Raw genomic sequence first — 17,758 nt, forward strand, 5'->3', positions numbered from 1 at the left:
TGCTGCGGTTAACAATTGTGTTACATTTTTATTTTGATTACTCTTAGTCAATGTAAACGTAGTCTAATGTGTTACTTCATAAGACAATATTGGGGGACAAAACAGAAAAAGAAAGTACGAAGGCCGATGAAGTATTAAAAGCAACCTATTGATAAATTCCTGCCGATGCAGCTAACCAGTATATAAAGTCCTAAACCAAACCATAAATAAAACCCAATATAGAACAAAAAGCAGAGCATAATAATGACAAAACCCTCGCGCCCGCATAACCATTCTATACTAGCCAATAAAGTCATTGTAGGGAGCAGTATCCCTCGAAAATGGCCAAATTGGCTCTCGTCGTTTGCGGCATGGGTGCTCACGAAAAGAGGCTGGCAAGTAGAAGGTGAACTGATTAATCAGAAAAAAGCCATATTGGCAGTAGCACCCCATACATCAAACTGGGACTTTTTCATTGGCTTATTCGTGGTTTTTTCTTTCAAGCTCAACATTAACTTTTTTGGCAAACACACCATATTTAAGCCACCACTAGGTGCCATTGTAAGGAGGCTAGGGGGCATTCCCATTGAAAGAAGTAAGGCCCACGGCGTGGTCACCTCCATTTCAAATAAAATCAAAGAGGCTGATCAGCTTATTCTTGCTTTAGCGCCAGAAGGTACTCGTAGCCCCATTTACCCATGGAAAATGGGGTTTATGCATATAGCACAACAAGCTGAAATTCCTATCCAAGTCATAGGATTGGACTACGCTAGAAAAAGAATTGTACTGGGGCCAATTATTCAGAAAGTGACTAATATAGATGAACAAATGCAAACTATTTATACGTTTTATGATAATGTTTGCGCAAAATATCCTAAAAACTGCATTATAAAGCCATAACCATTTGTTTAAGTGGTATGTACGCATCAGTCTTAAATAGACTAATACAGTGCGTATTTGGTTAGGTCGCAAACATCTATTTTCGGAGCTTCACCCGTGACAAAATTGGGATTCACAACCCGTCAGGTACATTCTGATCGCATGCTAAACACCCCGGAACATGGTGGTGTACACAGCAGCACATCTAATTCGGTTCTTTTTGAGTTTAAAGATGCGCAAGGCATAATAGATGCGTTTCAAGGCAAGCGCGCTGCTCACGTCTATTCTCGTTCTTCTTCGCCTTCTGTGGCTGCATTGCAAAATATGCTCAACGAATTAGAAGGCGGAGTGGGTACGCTGTGCTACTCAACGGGTATGGCGGCCATAAGCAGTTCTTTATTCGCTTTGTTAAAGTCGGGCGATCATTTAATTGTAAGCCAATACCTTTTCGGCAACACAAGAAGCTTTTTCGAAACCATTAAAGATTTTGGTGTGCAGGTTACGTACACTGATGTGACCGACATTCAGCAAGTTCAAGAAGCGTATCAGCCGAACACAAAAGGTGTTTACACGGAAACCGTGGCAAACCCTGTAACACAGGTTGCTGATCTTCACGCCATTGGTCAATTCTGTGAAGAAAAGCACATGCTGTTTATGGTTGATAATACCATGACACCGCCGCCAGTTTTCTACGCTAAAGATGTTAAAGCTTCACTGGTGTTTTGCTCATTAACCAAATACATTGCAGGTCACGGTAATGTGTTAGGCGGAGCAGTGGTCGATACTGGCAATTTCGACTGGACAAAGTTTGATAACCTCAAGCCAGCCTATCAGGTAGCAGATATTGCGCAGTGGGGCATTACCCAAATTAAAAAGAAAGGTCTTCGCGACTTGGGTGCTACATTGGCACCGCAGTCAGCTACCGCTATTGCATTGGGCATGGAAACCTTAGATCTGCGTCTATCTCGAAGTCAACACAATGCTATGCAGCTAGCAACGTTTTTAGACAATCACCCAAAAGTATCTAGAGTGTTTTATCCAGGTCTTGCCGATCATCCTCAGCATTTCATGGCACGTGAATACCTAAACGGTGGCTACGGAGCAATTTTAAGCTTTGATCTCGTCGAAGGTGCTGATCCGGTTTCGTTTTTAAACGAAATGGAATTGGTAATTTGCGCCACCCACTTAGGCGATAATCGCACCCTTGCATTACCTGTTGCGCCTACTATCTATTTTGAGAACTCGGCAGAAGAACGTGAGCTTATGGGTATTTCCGATACCATGTTACGTATTTCGGTAGGTATTGAAGATACTCAGGATCTGATTGCAGATTTTGAAGCAGCGCTAAACACGATTTAGACGATGTTTTGCTGAGTTAAAGTACAAAAAAAAGGGGCTTTCGCCCCTTTTTTATTTTGTTTTAATTGCGTTCAATATAATTAAAGCAATATGTTTGACTGGCATCTGTTAGTCAAAACCAAGCGTGATTTGGCCACGAATTTCACCACTTGGGAATGCGTCTGAGTGGAAGTTTGTGTAAAGACCACTGTCTGCCATAATATCCATTTGTTCAGCAGTTAACGTCGTATTAGCAGGTACAGACCACATACCGTCAGTGCCTGCGCTGAGACCCAGTATAACAGCGCCGTTTACGCCCGCTTCACCTTCGTGGATATGCGCCATAGTTGCTGTCATACCAGTAATGGTTACGCTACCTGTCAATGCACCTGTTGACGTATTTAACGTGAATGCACCAGCGCCAGAAGCCGTTGTAGTTACTGCCGGAACTTCCTGTAAGCCATTCGCAATGATGCCGTATACCTCAATGTTGTCAGGCGTGATCTGACCGCGAATTTCGCCACCAGCAAACGCCGCAGTGTGTACATTGACATAGTGACCGCCTGAAAGTAATTGCGTAGCAGTGGCTTCATCTAGCGTTACGGTACCATTTGTCATCCAAACGCCAGCTGTCTCTTCGCTTTCGACTAACGCCTCTAGCACAGGGCCATTTACACCAGCAAATCCAGTGTGAATGTGCGCCATAGTCGCGTTATCGATAGTGGTTACCGCCACAAGAGAAACATTGTTGTTTGTGGTGTCGAAGAGCGCATAGCCAGACCCCATTGCCATGGTGTCAACTGCTGGTACCTCTTGGCTGCCGCTTAGTGAGAATGTTACTACCGCAGTTGTGTCAGGAACTATTTGGCCACGGACCTCACCACTAGGGTTAGCTGTGGTGTGAACATTTAGATACCATTCGCCACTAGTCAGTGCATCTAGGTTACTCGGCGAAATGTTAGTTTCAGCTAAAACATAGGTACCATTGCCAGCATCAGTCAGTGGGAAAGCAACTGGGCCGTTCATACCAATGCCGCCATCATGCACGTGTACACCAGTAACGTCACTTAGGCCAGAAACATCTACACTTACGCTAAATGCAGGCAAATCTTCATCAATTTCAACCACTGCCGTTGCAGTAGACATAGTATTAACAGCGGGTACCTCTTGTGAGCCACTTAAACTTACGTTGTAAGTCATATCAGCATTAAAAGCTGGTGGAGGTGGCGCAAGGCCATCAAGCAACGCTAATTGAGGTAAATCACCTTCCATCGCGCCATCGAGGGCAATTGCTGTGTATATCTCACCGTTTTCTAGTGAAAGTACGCCCGTTTCAATTGCTGCTGTTTTGGTGCCTGTTGGTGTAACCGTTACCACATAGTCACCTTCCGCAAGGCTTACGTAACCTGTTTCAACAAGCTCGCCAGTCTCATATGCAATATCGGCAAATGCCGGGTCAACCGCATCAATTTCGCCATCTGCGGTTACGTAAATATCGACGTTACCCGCTGAAGGTGAAGCATGTACAATACGCACTTTCGCTTCTGTCGCTACGGAGCGGGGCATATCAACAAGCACATCAAGCTCTGGCGCAGTTAACACATTGTTTGCGATAGCGGTATAAGACATACCTACTTCTAGCGTCAACTCAGCATCGTCAATTGCCACAACACTGTTGTCGCTATCGGCTACAACGTCAATGAGATAGTCACCGGCTGCGACAGACAAATAGTCTGTGGTGCGCGGGAACTGTATTCCGTCTACCAGCACAATTTCGTTGTTAGCAATAACGTCCACAGCTGGTGCGTCGCTGATGCCATGTACTACGCGTATTTCGGCCCCCGCTTCTGCATCCCAAATTTTAAAACTGCTGTCACCGTCTGCGGCTAAAAGTGTTACTGGTGAATCACCGGTACCCACATTATTGGTAGCGGCAATAAGCAAATCAGCGCCGTCTGCTAGGTTTACTGTACCAGAGTCGTATACAACCGTTGTCTCACCGGCAGGTGTAATACGAATTTGGTAATCGCCTGCAGGTACTTGAATTAAATCAGTTGCGTCAGTGAATTCCGCGGTGACGAGTGGCTGTTCAGCGGTGATATCTGCTTCTGGCGCAGTAACATAGATATCAACCATTGGCGCCATCGATGCTGCATGAACAATCTGTACCTGGGCATTGCCAGCTTCAACTGCGGTTTCCATGCTGGTGACAGTGAGTAACGATAAGGTTTCGTCAGCAACATTTCCAACAGCGAAAATATCGTAATTTACATCTGCTTCTAACGTGACGTCGGCCTGCAGTACTTCAGCGTTTTCACCAGGGAGAATACCAGTTACCCCAATGTCATACGTACCCGTTTCAACTTCAAAACGCGATGAAGCGACCTGATAATCTACATTTTCCAAACCATTTAGAATCGCGTCATTAGCGGTGACATTGACCATGGGAGCGTCAGATGCCGCGTGAACAACACGAACGTTTGAATACTCGATAACGGGGGCGGGAACTTCAACGACTTCATCATCGTCATCATCAGAGCAACCGATTAAAAATAGTGGTAGTATTGAACATGCAAGGAGCGCTTTGGTCCTTCTCATTTTTTGTATCCTCTTAATTGTGTTGTGGCAAACTCGGTTACGCTGAGCAAATAAGAGAAGATCAACCTCCTTGCAACATTAAGCTAATGTAATGTTTTCAAGAAATTTACAATAAGTATTGTCCTCGGTATTTTTGTTCTACAAAATAGAACGAAGCCTTCATGTTTTTGATATTTTCATTCAACCTATTTGCATTAACATATCTACACGTTATCGAAACAACAATTATTGGAGTTCGGCATGAAAACAGTGTTAGCTATATTTTCCAGCCTTAACGGCAGTCAAGGTAATTCTTCAAAGCTTGCAAACGAGTACCTTTCAAAACTTAAAACCGACGATTCGGTACGAATTAGCCGCGTTGATGCTGCCTCTCTGGCACTGCCTCATTTAACAGGTGAAGAAATGCAGGCGTGGATGACTGAGGCGTCTGAGCGAAATGAATCACAACAGGCATTGGCAAAAGTCTCTGATGACATTGTTGAAGCAGTGAAAGCGGCTGACGAAATTGTGCTGGCCGTGCCAATGTACAACTTTGGCATTCCATCGAGCTTAAAAGCTTACTTCGACCGTATTGCAAGAGCAGGTATAACATTTAAGTATACCGAGACAGGTCCTGTCGGATTGCTAGAAAATAAATCAGCTACTGTTTTTGCCGCTCGTGGTGGTGTGTATGCAGGTTCAGACTTTGATACGCAAACGCCGTATTTAAAACACTTTTTAAATTTTGTTGGTATCAGTGACGTAAAATTCGTTTACGCTGAAGGACTTAACATGGGCGAAGAGCAAGCAAACAAGGCTTTTTCTGAAGCAAGCGAAAAAATTATTGAACTAACCAACAACTAAACACACTAAATTAATGCAGTTAGCTAAAACGTAGAAAGTATGTTTTCAGCTAAAAGTGTGTTCCAAGTTGAGTGTGCTTGATTGCCCCGCGTGTTACGCGGGGCTTTTTTATGAGCAAAACTTTTGAGAGTATTTTTTTAAAACAAAAAGAACAAGCGAATACCTATTCACCCTTGATGAGTGCTTCTACATCGGCAATGAAGTCAGGATCAGTAGGCTTTGTTGAGCTAGGATAATGGGTGATTTGTTTACCCGTGCTGTCAATTAAGTATTTATTGAAGTTCCAAGAGGGCGCTTTGCCGGTGGCGGTTTTTAGCATTCTATACATAGGATCGGCGTCGTCACCTTTTACCGATATCGGTTCAAACATCGGAAACTTTACGCCATAAGTCAATTCACACAGTTCTGCCGTTTTGCCTTCATCATTATCTTCTTGGTTAAAATCGTGCGAGGGGAAGCCAAGTACAACAAAATCTTTGTCTTTGTAGTCACTATAAAGGGCTTCTAAACCTTCAAATTGTGGCGTGTAGCCGCAATAGCTGGCTGTGTTCACCACTAAAAGGGTCTTTCCGGCATATTCGTTACAAAAATTCACCGTTTCTTGTGAGTTGAGCTTACGCTTCATGAACTTTAGTACGCTGGGGCACTCGCTCGCAAAGCTAGGAGTCGTGAAAAAGCTGAGCGCAAGCAATGCAGGTACAAAACCTTTCGCTTTCATAGTGTTTTACCTCATCAGTGAATTTTTGTTATTTTGTTCAGTCCGACAGACCAGTTTCACAACCATAAACGCAGAGGGTTTACGTTTGGTTCACTATCTCAATCGATGAACGTTAGCGTATTAGTAACTGCTCTGCGTATAATGTTAACGTTTTTTACATAACAACGACTTAAAATAATGAAAAAATACTCTTCTTTACTCATCGCGGCTAGCGTTACTTTTGCGTTGGGCGGATGTGCAAGCACTACTAACGAATCATCTAGCCAAGCAGCGTCTACATCGCTTCCTGCTGCCACTGTCCAGCAAACCGTTACACCCGATGTCGCGCCTCAGAACAGCGTGAAAAATGGTGAAATTACTTTAAAGCAAATAATGTCAGACCCTCAATGGATGGGCGCGCTACCCGAAGGTATGGGGTGGTCGGTCAATGGCGATAAAATTGTTTTTGAAAAAGAAAGACAGAATAGCGCGTTAACAGATGTTTATATTGCTGAACTCTCAAACCCTGCAAATGCCGTAAAAGCGCCATTATCAGATTTACACAAGTATCGTTTTGACGAACGTGTAGTAAGAAATGATGGTGTAATTGCTTATTCATTTGAAGACAGTGTTTATGTGCAATTTACCAACGGTGAAACCGTGCGTATCGCGCGTGGCGGGAATGCGCTGTCAACTCTTTCATTTATGACTGATGGCCGCTTAATGGCGTTAAGCGGTAACAAATTTATTGCTATAGACCTATCTAACGGCACCCGCGAAGAATTATTGAGCTGGGAGTTTAGCGACGAACCCAAAGCGGTTGAGCCGCCTAAAGATTATATTGCCGAGCAGCAACAGTCGCTGGTGGAATACATCAAACTACAGCGCAAAAACAGACAAGAAAAAGACGACGCTCAAAAAGCGTTGGCCAAAGAAAACAGCAGTGTAGCACCTACGCCGTTTTACTTTGATAAGTCGCATCGACTAGCGGGTATTAGCGTATCACCTGCGGGTAACTTTGCAGTAGTCGCCACCACGGAAAGTAAGCCGTCTCGTGATGACAGCGACATCATGCCGCATTATATCCAAGAAGACAGCCGTATTGCCGCGAAACCCGTACGCCAACGTGTTGCAGATGCAGAATCGGTAAATCATGAACTGTGGCTGCTTAATTTGAAAACAGGCGAGAAGAGTGAACTTAAATACTTTAATTTGCCTGGTTACAATGATGACGTACTCGCAGACGTAAAAGAAGAAAACGCGAAGGCCAATGGCGAGACCTATGAAGTTAATCGTCTGCCGCGCGATATCACTTTGCTGCAAAGCTGGTACTGGACCAAACCTTCAATTCGCTGGCACAAAAACGGTAACGCTGTTGCCGTTATGCTAGAAGCGTGGGACAACAAAGACCGCTGGATTGCAACGGTCGACTTAGCGAATAAAACGCTAGAAAACCAACATAGGCTTCATGACGATGCGTGGGTAAACTACCGTTTCAACGCATTTGATTGGCTAAATGACAGCGAGACGCTTTACTATCAGTCTGAGCATACTGGTTACTCTCACTTATACGTTCAAAAGCCTGGCGAGAAGCCTGTCGCGCTAACCAGCGGCCGTTTTATTGTTGACGATTTAACGCTTTCTAGCGATGACAATTATATCTACTTTAAAGCTAATATGGAGCACCCGGGGCTTTACGAAGTTTATCGTGCAGATTTAAGTGACAATACCATCGATACCATGACTGATTTGAATGGTATGACAGACTATGCACTTAGCCCGGATGGTAAAAGTTTGCTGCTAAGCCATAGCAAGGTGAATCAACCACAAGAGCTTTACATTAAGCCAGCAAACGAAACAACAGCGGCAAAGCAAATCACGCAAAGCTCCAGTGCAGATTTTAATGCACTTCCATGGGCGGTGCCTAACATCGTTGCTATTGAATCGTCGCATACCGATGCACCTATTTACGCACGAGTATATTTACCGGAAAATTACGACAAGACGGCACCAAATAAAGCGGTAGTGTTTAATCACGGTGCAGGCTACTTGCAAAACGCCCACATGGGGTGGTCTGGTTACTTTAGAGAATACATGTTCCATAGCATGTTAGTGCAGCAAGGCTATGTCGTACTAGATATGGACTATCGCGCTAGTGCTGGCTACGGGCGTGATTGGCGAACCGCTATTTACCGTCAAATGGGTACGCCTGAAGTGCAAGATTTGCGTGATGGTGTTAACTGGCTTGTTGAAAATGCAAATGTAGATCGTGAGCGTATTGGCACATACGGCGGTTCATACGGCGGCTTCTTAACCTTTATGTCTATGTTTACCGCGCCAGATCTGTTTGCGGCAGGAGCTGCACTTCGTCCGGTAACTGACTGGGCGCATTACAACACGCCATATACGGCTAATATTCTGAATACGCCTGATATCGATCCCATCGCGTTTGAACGTAGCTCGCCAATTTATTTCGCAGATGGGCTAGAAAAGCCGTTGCTTATCAATGCGCCTATGGTTGATGACAATGTGTTTTTCCACGACACCGTGCGTTTGGTACAGCGTCTTATCGAGCTTGAAAAGGAAGACTTTGAAACGGCCATTTATCCGGTAGAGCCACATGGCTTTGTGCAGCCAAGCTCATGGCTTGATGAATACCGCCGTATCTATAGGTTATTTGAAGAAAACTTATAACCAAAGCTTCGACTTGAATCGCCCAGCATCAAAAAGGTGCTGGGTTGTTTATGACCTAATAGCTTTCATCGCATACAGCAAAAGGCCCAAATTCAGTGAATTCGGGCCTTTTTAAAATCTTCACTTTTTGCTTCAGCACATTAATCTGCTTTAACGAATTAAAATGCGCAAAAAGAGTGACGCTATATCGCTCGAGTTTCTATTTTCTTTTCGCCGTAATAAACATAAGTAAAAAGATTGCGATACCCGTAAGCGCACCGAATAAATGCGCGTCTACGGCAACTTTTGCGTCAATCAGGTTTGCAACTTGTTCACTACTACCGTCAATTTGTTCGTATCCCACCTTGATGGCTAGACCTATAAGCAATAACCAACCCGACTTCATTTTCTCTTTTATATCAACACAGGCGCCCCATGCGAAAATACCGTGTAATGCGCCAGATAAACCGGCGTACCAAATCAGATCTGGAGAGAAGAAATAAAGCCCGACACTGGTTCCTAAGCAGCACCATACAAAAACTTTTAAGTACAAACCAATGCGATAATGTTCACCGTGTAGGGCCCACAATAGCGCCAGACCTGCTAAATTTAAAAGTAGGTGGTAGCCATTGGTATGCACGATATTGCCGCTGACTATTCGCCAAGTTTCTAGACCTTGAATGGCGTACCTGTCGTAAGCCAAAAAATTGCCAGACATAGGCTCAAAGAAAAACGCGACAACGGAGCATAGCGCAATAAATAAAGGACCAGCGCTATACTTAAGCGAAAACGGCAGTGACATCATCAGTGTTAGTTATTTTTGAATTTAGAATTTGCTGGCTATGATACAGAAATTGCCTACAGGGTGAAAACTGAAGTACGCCCAAAACAAAAAGACGACAGTAAAGGAGTAATTATGTCTTACATTATTACCGAAACAAATCAGCAATGCTTAACCATTACACTTAACCGAACCGATAAGAAAAATGCGTTAACACGCGACATGTATCAAGAAATGGCGAATGCCATAATAGGTGCAAAGAACGATGGCTTTACGAAAGTGGTGGTGATAAAAGGTGCCGGCGATTGTTTTACCGCAGGGAATGATATTGGCGACTTTGCGCAGCAACAAGAGCACGCTCAGGTGCCTGAGACAGCTGCCTTTATGCGAGCTTTGGCTGCATGTAATTTACCGGTTATTGCACAAGTTCAGGGCTTGGCGGTAGGTATAGGCACAACGCTTTTACTGCACTGCGATTTTGTGTACGCCACACCAGATACCCGATTTGTTCTACCATTCATCAACTTAGGGCTTGTTCCCGAGTATGCATCAAGTTATCTTTTGCCTAAGGTTGCAGGTCATATCAAAGCGGCAGAATGGTTAATGCTAGGTGAACCCTTTACTTCTGCCGATGCTTATCAATTTGGTATTCTGACTAAAATAATCGACGCGAAAGAAATAGATCAAACGGTTCAATCAACAGTAGAAAAACTCGTTGCCAAGCCTTCATTCTCGCTTAGACAGACTAAGGCGTTATTAAAAGGCGATGGGGAGCGAACGAACCAACAGATAAATGAAGAGTTCGATATATTTTTAGAAGCGTTGGGCACAACCGCAGCCCAAGAAGCGTTTGATGCGTTTCTAAAGAAACGGCCAATTAACCCCGAAAAATTTAAATAAGAGGAAGTATTATTTTGAGACGCAGTGTTTTGTTCAGAGCTTCAGTTGTTACACTTGCATTATCTAGTTGCTTCATTTTTGGAGCGAACGCTAAACAAACTCGCGAAGTTGGTGAGCCTGAAGCGGCTACAGGCTACATAGAAAAAAAGGCATTTGAAGCCAAAGACTATATGGTAGTAGCGGCAAACCCCTATGCGTCTTGGGCAGGAAAGAATATTTTAGAAAAGGGCGGCAGCGCGATTGACGCTGCGGTGGCTGTTCAATCAATGCTTTCTCTAGTTGAGCCGCAATCGTCAGGCATCGGTGGTGGTGCATTTATCCTTTATTGGGATAATAAGAACAAAGTACTTCACACCTTCGATGGCCGTGAAACAGCACCGAAAGCGGTCAATTCTCATTGGTTTATTGAAGGTAATAAGCCAATGCGCTGGTTAGATGCCGTAGTAGGCGGTAAGTCAGTAGGCGTGCCTGGTGCAGTAAAAGCGTTAGAAATGGCTCAAGGCGAGTTCGGCAAGCTACCTTGGAATACGCTGTTTGACGATACAATCAAAACAGCTGAAGACGGCTTTAAAGTATCGCCGCGTTTAGCCAAACTTGTTGCCTTAGACTATCACCCAGGCCTTAAAACCTTTCCAGCAAGCTCTACTTATTTCTTCCCGGCAGGCCTGCCGTTAAAAGAAGGTACGGTTAAGAAAAACAAAAAGCTCGCCAAGACTCTTAGAGGTATTGCGGAAAAGGGCAGCGACTATTTATTAAAAGGCGAGGTCGCTGAAAAAATAGTAAAAGCGGTAAATAGCGCTGAAATCAACCCAGGCCAGATGACGTTAGATGACTTAGCAAACTACGAGCCTGTAAAGCGCGAACCTGTTTGTGGGCTATATCACGAAAAGCGTATCTGCGGTATGGCACCGCCTAGCTCTGGTGGCGTGAACGTCTATCAAATTCTTAAAATGTTAGAAGGTTTTGACCTTAGCCAGTATGCGCCGGATTCAGTAGAGTTTGCGAATTTGTACACGCAGGCAAGTGCGCTTTCGTATGCTGATCGCGAGAAGTTTATAGCAGATAGCGATTTTACTAACCTGCCGTTTGCGGCCATGATCAACACCGCTTATCTTGACCGCCGGGCTGAAAATATTGCTGTTGATAAAGCGTGGCGTCGCAAGCGCGCGGGTAATCCGTACGCTGATGCGAATGTTGCGCTTGGTACGTCAATGGAACTGCCTAACACTTCGCATGTCTCTATCGTAGACAAAGAAGGTAATGCAGTATCAATGACCACAAGCATAGAATTTATGTTTGGTTCTGGGATTATGGTAGAAGGCTTCCTGCTCAATAATCAGCTTACCGACTTTTCATTTTCGCCGACTAAAAACCGTTTCCCTGTTCCAAATCGCGTAGAACCTGGTAAACGCCCTAGAAGCGCAATGAGCCCTACAATGGTGTTCGACAAAGAAGGGAACCTTGAGGTTGTTGTAGGTTCGCCGGGCGGCTCTAGAATTGTAAGCTACGTCGCTCAAACCCTAATAGGTGTTTTAGACTTTGGCTTAGATATTCAGCAGGCCATCAACTTACCTAAAATAACTAATAGAAACGACTACACTGCGCTAGAGAAGGGCACACCAATGGCTGAGCTTGAAGAGCCATTAAAGGCGCTAGGCCACAATGTTAAAGTAGTAGATTTAAACAGCGGTCTTCACGGAATCCAGTTTAAATCAGGTAAATTAATTGGCGGCGCAGATCCTCGCAGAGAAGGCATTGCAGTAGGGCGCTAATTTGGCGTTTGCCTAGTTAAAACTAGATGCAGCAAAGCGCTGTTGCGTGAGAGAAAGCGGAGGGTTAAATATCTTCCGCTTTTTTTGTTTGAGACGGGCGGTAACACTCGAGAGAAGAGTTATCTTTTATCGACTAGTCCATGTAAGCCAATCAACCATCAAATATTAATATAACCTTCAAGGTAAGACACCGCTTGGCCAGAAATAAGCACGCGGTCGCCTGCCACCTCACATTTTAATGTGCCGCCGCGTTTAGATGCCTGATAAGCCATAAGCTTTGACCGTCCAAACACTTTTCCCCAATACGGCGCTAGCCCAGTGTGGATTGAACCGGTAACCGGGTCTTCATCACCGCCGTTCGCAGGCCAGAAATAACGAGATACGAAGTCAAATTGAGTACCCGGTGCTGTCACTACCACATCATAAGGTGCTAGTGTTTTTAGTTGTTCGCTGTCTTGAATTACGCTTAAAACATCATCTTCATTTGAATAAACAGCAAAATAAGCTTGGTTATTTTTTAGAATGCTTTGGGGCTTGATAGAAAGCCCTTTTAGTAACGCTTCAGGCACTTCACCGGCAGGGCTGGGTATTCTATTAGGGAAGTCCATTTGAATGAAACCGTCTTCTTTCTTAACAACTTTCATCATCCCCACCGACTTGGCGAAAAGCGAAATGTGCGGCAGTTGGTAGTTTTCGCTAAAAATAACAAACGCAGAAGCTAAAGTAGCATGACCACAAAAATCGATTTCCGTCACAGGGGAAAACCAGCGGATAGCGAATACACCGTTATCGTCTTCAACTAAAAATGCGGTTTCTGAAAGATTATTTTCAGCAGCGATTTCTTGCATTTTTTCATCGCTAAGCCATTTACCTGTTATAACTACAGCAGCAGGATTGCCTTTAAACCTTACATTAGTAAATGCATCAACAACGTTTATTTTAATTTTCATGAGAACGCACACCCACTGTTTTTTTAGCTTGATTTAAACCAAGCTCTTTTTGCATTTTCTTGGTTAATCCCAAGGATACTAGTTTATAAGATGCCCTTAAATAGTATTCTAACGCTTCATTTTCATCGCTCTCACAGTTGTATTGCTGTATCCACTTCATTCCGCGACTAGCAAGATAGGGGGCTGGCCTATAGCCAGGCTTTTCTTCTAGAAAATAATAGTTTTGCTCAGACGTTTTAAAGGTAAAAGCAGGGCGTCCGTCTTTGCCGATGCTGCCTATAGCAAAAACTTTATTGCCAATTTTCCATACCTCAGAATTTCCCCACTGAACGACATGAGTAGTGTGGGGCAGTGATTTACAAAAATGATTGAATTCGTCGAGGGTCATAGTTACTCACTTTAACTAATTGTCATAGCATGAGTCATCGATCTTTATCACAATCTTATGTTTTGCTGTCACTACGATGCTTGCTGATTAACTCTGAAATAGCATTTGTTATTTCTCTCATTAAACCTCCGTGCTCGTTTTTATATCCTTCTTTGAAACCAAGACAATTAAAAATACTAATGCTAAGGGCGGGAGAAAAGCTGTTAAAAAAGCAATCACAGAGGTAGCTATAGGCGATGTAGTCTTGCGCTTTCCAAAGTAAAAGCCAGTAACAGCCATAAATAGAGCGAAAACGAGTATGATTTGCCCAAGAAACGTAGCATTTATATTCATTAATACTTCCTATTATTTATGATTACTTATTACGTTTAAATAAGGTGCCATTAGCATAGCACAATCACAAAACCGCACTGCTTGCTTGTGCCCCAGCGAACGAAGTGAGCGAATTAATTGGGGTTTTATGTGCGTGCATTTTCAGACCCACAGACAAGTGTTTCCTCCCCAAGATGGTAGACATTATTGATGGCTACGTATGTGCCGGAAACAACACCTGATATTGGTATTAATAGAAGCCCACTGATTGAATAGAAGGTATTTGTATCCTCAAAACCATTGACAACTTTGAGTGTTTTGCGGTCCGAGGATATCTCACACTTGTTCACCTTAGCCGTATCGGTTTCTGGAACTACTATACAGGCGCTTAGCAGAGGTATACTTAGAATTAAGAATACTAGTGATTTCACTTAATAGGTCCTTTTATTTTTCATTACACAGATTAGCACATAACATTGAGCTAAGCGGCGCAGTTGCGTGGGGCATAATGGCGAAGCCGGCCCGCGTGTATGCGTCCCAGCGACCGAAGGGAGTGCCAACAGCGTTTTGTTCTACACACATTAACCGTGATGCCTGCGAATATGCGTAATCAACTTATCCTTATTGAATTCTAAGGTTACTATATTTACTGAGCTGTAGGTTATATCTTTGTCTAAATGATTTGGCCTGACTTTTCCTGACTCAGTCATTTTGATAATGGCAACATTTCCCCCAGTCATTATTTGATTTATTACTATTGAACTGTAGTAAATCTTGTCACTCATTTTGGCGATCAGGCCTTCACGTAAAGCGGATTTTTCCGTAATCGTTACTTTAAACTTCACATGTTCATCGACGAATTCATCTGCAATTAAATTAATAAAGGCATCAATATCCTGAATTGTAGTATTAGGTTGCTGGCGAGCATTTTTGGCTTCCACAAATTTTGTCGCTAGTTGCTCCAGTTCTCTCTCTGAGAGAGCAGCATTGGCGGTAAACGAAAGAGATAAAAAGACAAATAAAAGTAAGAGCTTATACATAATGTTCCTTGTGTGTATAACTTTCCAATAACGGGCGCAGACATGTGGGGCGTAATGGCGAAGCCGCCCTGCGTTTGTGTCCAAGTGACCGCAGCGAACGAGTTTAGCGCCTTGTTATGTGCGATTGAAAAACATCTTATCATTGCGTCTCACTGTTATCTGTAACAGGGCCAAGTATGATATCCCATATGTTTTTACGCCAAAATGAGTCAGGGCCAATTGTAGTAAAAGCGGCAGCCCTCACTAAAGAAAACAACGAATAGCCAACAAAAAAGAGAGATAAAACATATATAACAAAAATATGTATCTCCGAACCGCGACGGCTAGAGACAAGTTCTACCCCGTTACCTACATTTCTTAAGATTAGTAACGACACGATAGTAGTAATCACTAGGTAAACTGTGCTTCGTTTTATTTCTTTATTCAAATTGGTATAAACCTTTTCATTGAAGCAAATATCATCCACATAAGGGGCAGTAACACGAGGGCTAAAATGGCGAAGCCGCGCACGTGTATGCGCCCCAGTGACCAAAGGGAGCGTGTTATGCATCAACGATCCCAAACAACCTTGTATAGTTTTTCTTATATAAGTCTGCGAACACAAATGGTCGGACTATTAATGCATTTGTAACAACAGGAATAATAACAATGGTATTAAAAATTAAAGGTGCGCCAAAAATTACCATAAAGCCTGAAAGAGCAACTGTGATATAGGTTAAAATTGAGTATGCCCTAAATGAAGAAATATTCTTCATTAACACAGTGACTTCACTTTTTTCTGTGCAGTCACTTACGAAAAGGTAAAGACAAAATAGGCCAGCTAACCCCCAAAGAATGCTTTCTGGGCGAATTGTTGATAGAGCACTTCCAAACAAAGCCACAGTTAATGCCAGACTAAAAGTGTCTGACGCCGCCATTCTTAATAACAAATGTTTGTTATCCGGTTCTGGTGAAAGAGGCAGTCGGTCCATGAATCTTCCTGATGCGTAACGCTTAAATATGGGGCACGAACAGGCAGGCGATAATGGCGAAGCCGCCTGCTTGTGCGTGTCCCAGCCCGTTTGCGGGCGACATAATTTTTTTGTTAGGAGACATTACCAAAATGCCTCAACTTGCTTAACTAAAAGTGATGCGAGAATGTCGATGCCTGAAAGATTTTTCCCTGAAAGGTTTACTCCCACTACTTTTTTGTCATCTGGCAAGATAGGTAAAAAGTGCTCTTTAAACTGCTCCCAACTAATACTTCTTGCTTCCACATTACCGAGTAGATCTGGATTTAGTTTTTTAAGTCTTTCGATTCTCGACTTGGAAGACCATACAGGCAAAGACACCTTGTCGTCGCTCACGTCAAACTCTAAGAGCATCTCATTTGGAAAAGCTCCAAACCAGACAACTCTAGTCTCTGCGACTTCTTCATAAAACCTGTTCGCTTGAGCGACTCCTGCTGACATCCCTTGTCTCCTAACACTCACATAAGTGACAGTAACGCATGGGCTAAAATCCCAGAGCCCATGTGTTACTGTCCCAGCGAGCGGCTTAATGTGATTGATATACGCTATTGACTTACAATGCGCAAGTACCATAATTAGGTATATATTGGTATTTGGAGAAACCAGATGGCTAAAAACACCAGCATTACCCTTGGAGACCATTTTGATGGCTTTATTGCTAGCCAAATTCAAACTGGTCGGTATGGTTCAGCAAGTGAGGTGATTCGTTCAGCTCTTCGCTTGCTAGAAACACAGGAAACCAAATTAAACACTCTGCGTCAATTACTTGTAGCAGGTGAAGAAAGCGGCGAGACTGAATACGACCTTGAGCATCTGATATCAGAGCTAGACGGTGAATTAAAAGAGTGAAACCATTTAAGTTAACCGTACTAGCAAAATCAGATCTAAAAGATATTGCATTGTTTACGCAACGGAAATGGGGTAGAGAACAGCGAAATGTATATCTTAAACAATTCGATGATTTATTTTGGATGTTGTCTGAAAATCCTGATATTGGTAAAAGCTGCGATGAAATAAAAGATGGATACAAAAAACTTCCTCAAGGTAGCCATGTTATTTTCTACAAACAAACAGGCAGTCAGGAAATTTTGGTCATAAGAATCCTCCATAAAAGTATGGATGTAAATCCTGTACGCTTTGGCGTATAACACCCTAATAAGGGGCAGTAATACATGGGCTAAAATCGGAGCGAAGCGACAGAGCCCATGTGTTACTGTCCCAGCGAGATAATTGGACTCCCCCGCACCTGTGGGTTTGGGGTGATATTTTTGTTACCACACAAAAAATATTAAAGAGAGTCCTTAATATGTATCGTACTAAAGTCGGCGTTGATTTAGCAAAAAATATAATTCAGGTTTGTACATTAAACGGTAAGAAAGTTACGTCTAATGTAGAGATGAGTGTTGATGAGTTTTCGGCTTGGTTAGCCAAATCGAAACCCCTTACTGTAGCGTTCGAAGCCTGCTCTACATCAAACTATTGGTATCAACGCGCTATCGAAGCCGGTCATGATGCTCGACTTATTAGTGCCAAGTTGGTCAAAGCTGTTAGGCAGAACCAAAAGACGGATAAAAATGATGCATTGGCGATTGCTCAAG

The 17,758-nt window shown here is 43.3% G+C and carries 17 protein-coding genes; 9 read left to right on the forward strand and 8 right to left on the reverse strand.

Annotated elements, in window-relative coordinates:
- The first annotated feature begins 243 nt into the window (after positions 1-243).
- The gene (locus tag V7R55_RS14790; RefSeq protein WP_334060066.1) at positions 244-879 is read left to right on the forward strand and encodes a 1-acyl-sn-glycerol-3-phosphate acyltransferase; all 636 of its coding nucleotides are present in this window, start codon (positions 244-246) and stop codon (positions 877-879) included.
- A 96-nt stretch (positions 880-975) separates the two neighbouring features.
- Positions 976-2,217, forward strand: a complete 1,242-nt coding sequence (locus tag V7R55_RS14795) for a cystathionine gamma-synthase family protein (protein ID WP_334060067.1) — start codon at positions 976-978, stop codon at positions 2,215-2,217.
- A 108-nt stretch (positions 2,218-2,325) separates the two neighbouring features.
- Here V7R55_RS14795 and V7R55_RS14800 read toward each other — a convergent pair whose 3' ends face one another.
- A complete protein-coding gene (locus V7R55_RS14800; protein ID WP_334060068.1) occupies positions 2,326-4,794 on the reverse strand; it encodes a CHRD domain-containing protein in 2,469 nt (822 codons plus the stop codon).
- 240 nt (positions 4,795-5,034) lie between these two features.
- Between V7R55_RS14800 and V7R55_RS14805 the strand changes: the two genes are divergently transcribed.
- On the forward strand, positions 5,035-5,637 hold the full coding sequence (locus V7R55_RS14805) for an FMN-dependent NADH-azoreductase (protein ID WP_334060069.1): 603 nt from the start codon (positions 5,035-5,037) through the stop codon (positions 5,635-5,637).
- A 163-nt stretch (positions 5,638-5,800) separates the two neighbouring features.
- Here the strand turns inward: V7R55_RS14805 and V7R55_RS14810 are convergent, their stop codons facing one another.
- Positions 5,801-6,355 carry a glutathione peroxidase gene (locus V7R55_RS14810; RefSeq protein WP_334060070.1) on the reverse strand — a complete coding sequence of 185 codons (555 nt, stop codon included), beginning with the start codon at positions 6,353-6,355 and terminating at the stop codon, positions 5,801-5,803.
- A 177-nt stretch (positions 6,356-6,532) separates the two neighbouring features.
- Between V7R55_RS14810 and V7R55_RS14815 the strand changes: the two genes are divergently transcribed.
- Positions 6,533-9,028 carry a S9 family peptidase gene (locus V7R55_RS14815; protein ID WP_334060071.1) on the forward strand — a complete coding sequence of 832 codons (2,496 nt, stop codon included), beginning with the start codon at positions 6,533-6,535 and terminating at the stop codon, positions 9,026-9,028.
- A 199-nt stretch (positions 9,029-9,227) separates the two neighbouring features.
- Here V7R55_RS14815 and rrtA read toward each other — a convergent pair whose 3' ends face one another.
- Positions 9,228-9,812, reverse strand: a complete 585-nt coding sequence (rrtA, locus tag V7R55_RS14820) for a rhombosortase (RefSeq protein ID WP_334037388.1) — start codon at positions 9,810-9,812, stop codon at positions 9,228-9,230.
- 111 nt (positions 9,813-9,923) lie between these two features.
- On the opposite strand from rrtA, the gene V7R55_RS14825 reads away from it, so the two are divergent.
- Together V7R55_RS14825 and ggt are read left to right on the forward strand one after the other, a co-directional pair.
- The gene (locus V7R55_RS14825; protein ID WP_334060072.1) at positions 9,924-10,688 is read left to right on the forward strand and encodes an enoyl-CoA hydratase; all 765 of its coding nucleotides are present in this window, start codon (positions 9,924-9,926) and stop codon (positions 10,686-10,688) included.
- 14 nt (positions 10,689-10,702) lie between these two features.
- Positions 10,703-12,460, forward strand: a complete 1,758-nt coding sequence (gene ggt, locus V7R55_RS14830; RefSeq protein WP_334060073.1) for a gamma-glutamyltransferase — start codon at positions 10,703-10,705, stop codon at positions 12,458-12,460.
- A 158-nt stretch (positions 12,461-12,618) separates the two neighbouring features.
- Here the strand turns inward: ggt and V7R55_RS14835 are convergent, their stop codons facing one another.
- From V7R55_RS14835 to V7R55_RS14855, 5 genes are all read right to left on the reverse strand, one after another.
- Positions 12,619-13,410 (reverse strand): PhzF family phenazine biosynthesis protein, encoded by a 792-nt coding sequence (locus tag V7R55_RS14835; protein WP_334060074.1) that lies wholly within the window; start codon positions 13,408-13,410, stop codon positions 12,619-12,621.
- A complete protein-coding gene (locus V7R55_RS14840; protein ID WP_334060075.1) occupies positions 13,400-13,798 on the reverse strand; it encodes an MmcQ/YjbR family DNA-binding protein in 399 nt (132 codons plus the stop codon). Before V7R55_RS14840 ends, V7R55_RS14835 begins: the two co-directional genes overlap by 11 nt.
- Positions 13,799-14,691: 893 nt before the next feature.
- Positions 14,692-15,150, reverse strand: a complete 459-nt coding sequence (locus V7R55_RS14845) for a nuclear transport factor 2 family protein (protein WP_334060076.1) — start codon at positions 15,148-15,150, stop codon at positions 14,692-14,694.
- A 542-nt stretch (positions 15,151-15,692) separates the two neighbouring features.
- Positions 15,693-16,121, reverse strand: a complete 429-nt coding sequence (locus tag V7R55_RS14850) for a hypothetical protein (protein WP_334060077.1) — start codon at positions 16,119-16,121, stop codon at positions 15,693-15,695.
- A 123-nt stretch (positions 16,122-16,244) separates the two neighbouring features.
- On the reverse strand, positions 16,245-16,601 hold the full coding sequence (locus tag V7R55_RS14855; protein WP_334060078.1) for a DUF2750 domain-containing protein: 357 nt from the start codon (positions 16,599-16,601) through the stop codon (positions 16,245-16,247).
- Between the two features lie 165 nt (positions 16,602-16,766).
- Between V7R55_RS14855 and V7R55_RS14860 the strand changes: the two genes are divergently transcribed.
- The 3 genes from V7R55_RS14860 to V7R55_RS14870 all read left to right on the forward strand — a co-directional run.
- Complete coding sequence (locus V7R55_RS14860; RefSeq protein ID WP_239259152.1) at positions 16,767-17,009, forward strand: type II toxin-antitoxin system ParD family antitoxin; 243 nt, start codon at positions 16,767-16,769, stop codon at positions 17,007-17,009.
- Positions 17,006-17,308 carry a type II toxin-antitoxin system RelE/ParE family toxin gene (locus V7R55_RS14865; RefSeq protein ID WP_334060079.1) on the forward strand — a complete coding sequence of 101 codons (303 nt, stop codon included), beginning with the start codon at positions 17,006-17,008 and terminating at the stop codon, positions 17,306-17,308. The genes V7R55_RS14860 and V7R55_RS14865 overlap by 4 nt, the downstream gene beginning before the upstream one ends.
- Positions 17,309-17,466: 158 nt before the next feature.
- Positions 17,467-17,758, forward strand: a 292-nt coding sequence (locus V7R55_RS14870) for an IS110 family transposase (RefSeq protein WP_334060080.1), incomplete at its 3' end; no start/stop codon positions are given.

It is taken from the genome of Alteromonas sp. S005, assembly GCF_036864475.1.
In the GTDB taxonomy this organism is placed as follows: domain Bacteria; phylum Pseudomonadota; class Gammaproteobacteria; order Enterobacterales; family Alteromonadaceae; genus Alteromonas.